Here is a 1,891-nt window from a genome sequence, read left to right as displayed (position 1 = left end):
TGTTGGTTACCAACGATGCTCTGCTGATTGCTGCTAATATCGCCTGTATTATTACTTATGTTAGTAGCATTAAACGCACGTTCAGTATCGCTAGCGGTCGCTCTCGCATCCAATACAGTAATTGCATCTTGATTGCTGGCAATGGTTTGCATGTTGCCTGTAATAATTTGCTGATTGCTGCTGATATCACTGGTATTACTGATAATGTTAGTAGCATTAAACGCACGCTCGGTATCGCTGGCGGTCGCTCTCGCATCCAATACTGTAATTGCATCTTGATTAACTGAAATACTTTGCATATTGCCTGTAATACTTTGCTGGTTACTGCTTATACTGCTTGCGTTACTTAAGATATTACCTGCATTAACCGCACGCTCGGTATCGCTGGCAGTCGCTCTCGCATCCAATACTGTAATTGCATCTTGATTGCTGGCAATGCTTTGCATGTTGCCTGTAATACTTTGCTGATTACTGCTGATATCGCTGGCATTACTGATAATGTTAGCAGCATTAACCGCACGTTCAGTATCGCTGGCGGTCGCTCTCGCATCCAATACAGTAATTGCATCTTGATTCGTCGCAACGCTTTGATCGATGCCGGCAATACTTTGTTGATTCTTGATGATATCGTTTGTATTGCTTGAGATATTCGATGCATTCACATCTAATTTTGAATCAAGTGATGTAATACTGTTTTGGTTTACGCTAATGCTCTGCGTGTTAGCAGAAATACTTTGTTGGTTGCTGCTGATATCGCTGGCATTACTGCTAATGTTGGCCGCATTAAACGCACGCTCGGTATCGCTAGTGGTGGCTCTGTTATCCAATACAGTAATTGCATTTTGGTTGCTGGAAATGCTTCGCTGGTTATCAACGATGCCCTGCTGATTGCTGCGTATATCGCCTGCATTGCTCGAAATATCCGCGGTATTCACATCTAATTTTGTATCAAGTGATGTAATACTGTTTTGGTTGGTGCTAATTTCTTGGCTGTTGCTAGAAATGCTCTGTTGATTGTTACTGATTGCATTAAGATTACTCGCGATATCAGCTGACTGCGCATCAAGCTTAGAATCATTAGCGGTTACTTTGCTATCGAGCGAACCAATATTCATCTGGTTGGCTAAGATACTTTGATTATTGCCAGCAATGCTCAGTTGATTGCTGCGTATATCGCTTGCATTGCTTGAGATATTTGTAGCATTGAAATCTAATTTTGTATCAAGTGATGTAATACTGTTTTGGTTGGCGCTAATATTCTGACTGTTGCCAATAATATTTTGTGTATTGCCAGAAATACTTTGCTGATTGCTATTAATATCAGCTGCATTGCTTGAAATAGCATTGTTATTGCTTGTGATATCCGCAGACTGACCATCAAGCTTGGCGTCATGAGCAGTTATCCTGCTATCAAGTGAACCAATATTGATTTGGTTAGTGCTTATATTTTGTTGATTAGCAACGATACTCTGCTGATTGGATGATATATCTTGCTTGTTAGTTGTAATACCTTGCTGATTGACACCAATATCAAGGGTATTGGTATTAATATTGGTGCTATTCGCATCAATGCTGCTTCGATTAGTACCCAGCTCAACATTATTTGCAGACACCTCATCATTGAGTAAAGCAATTGCATCTTGGTTAGCGGTAACGCTTAGCACGTTGCTAGCAATATTTTGTTGGTTGGTAATAATGTCGTTGGTATTGCTGCTGATGTTAGCGGCATTTGCAAGACGTTCAACGTCACTGCTTACCGCTTTATCTTCTAATGCACGAATGACAACCTGATTAACACCTATATTTTCAGCGTTAGCGTCAACAGCTTGCTGATTTGCGACAATAGTCAAACTATCGTTAGCAAATGAAGCAATTGTGCTTCCATTATTAG

General features: G+C 40.5%; 1 protein-coding gene. It reads right to left on the bottom strand.

Annotation, left to right across the window (positions count from 1 at the left end):
• Positions 1–1,850: hypothetical protein (locus tag HRU21_13235; GenBank protein NRA43251.1), on the bottom strand; the 1,850-nt coding region annotated here is incomplete at its 3' end.
• Between the last annotated feature and the right edge of the window lie 41 nt (positions 1,851–1,891).

This window comes from Pseudomonadales bacterium (assembly GCA_013215025.1).
Lineage (GTDB): Bacteria > Pseudomonadota > Gammaproteobacteria > Pseudomonadales > DT-91 > DT-91.
The sequence above is the reverse complement of the archived record's forward strand: the minus strand, read 5'-3'. Positions and strand labels throughout refer to the sequence as shown.